This is a genomic window from Halalkalibacter oceani (genome assembly GCF_023715705.1).
Classification (GTDB): domain Bacteria; phylum Bacillota; class Bacilli; order Bacillales; family Bacillaceae_D; genus Halalkalibacter; species Halalkalibacter oceani_A.
In genome coordinates, this window is record NZ_JAMBOS010000067.1 from 1 (window position 1) to 1,051 (window position 1,051).

The window sequence follows — 1,051 nt, forward strand, 5'->3', positions numbered from 1 at the left end:
GCTGCCCTTTGTACCATCCATTGTAGCACGTGTGTAGCCCAGGTCATAAGGGGCATGATGATTTGACGTCATCCCCACCTTCCTCCGGTTTGTCACCGGCAGTCACCTTAGAGTGCCCAACTGAATGCTGGCAACTAAGGTCAAGGGTTGCGCTCGTTGCGGGACTTAACCCAACATCTCACGACACGAGCTGACGACAACCATGCACCACCTGTCACTTTGTCCCCCGAAGGGGAAAGCTCTGTCTCCAGAGTGGTCAAAGGATGTCAAGACCTGGTAAGGTTCTTCGCGTTGCTTCGAATTAAACCACATGCTCCACTGCTTGTGCGGGCCCCCGTCAATTCCTTTGAGTTTCAACCTTGCGGTCGTACTCCCCAGGCGGAGTGCTTAATGTGTTAACTTCGGCACTAAGGGCATCGAAACCCCTAACACCTAGCACTCATCGTTTACGGCGTGGACTACCAGGGTATCTAATCCTGTTTGCTCCCCACGCTTTCGCGCCTCAGCGTCAGTTACAGACCAGAGAGTCGCCTTCGCCACTGGTGTTCCTCCACATATCTACGCATTTCACCGCTACACGTGGAATTCCACTCTCCTCTTCTGCACTCAAGTCTCCCAGTTTCCAATGACCCTCCCCGGTTGAGCCGGGGGCTTTCACATCAGACTTAAGAAACCGCCTGCGCGCGCTTTACGCCCAATAATTCCGGACAACGCTTGCCACCTACGTATTACCGCGGCTGCTGGCACGTAGTTAGCCGTGGCTTTCTGGTCAGGTACCGTCAAGGTACCGCCCTATTCGAACGATACTTGTTCTTCCCTAACAACAGAGCTTTACGAGCCGAAACCCTTCATCACTCACGCGGCGTTGCTCCGTCAGACTTTCGTCCATTGCGGAAGATTCCCTACTGCTGCCTCCCGTAGGAGTCTGGGCCGTGTCTCAGTCCCAGTGTGGCCGATCACCCTCTCAGGTCGGCTACGCATCGTCGCCTTGGTGAGCCTCTACCTCACCAACTAGCTAATGCGCCGCGGGCCCATCCCCCAGTGATAGCCG

The 1,051-nt window shown here is 55.4% G+C and carries 1 rRNA gene; it reads right to left on the reverse strand.

The window, feature by feature from the left end:
* A 16S ribosomal RNA gene (locus M3212_RS21665) occupies nt 1-1,051 on the reverse strand; the annotation flags it as partial.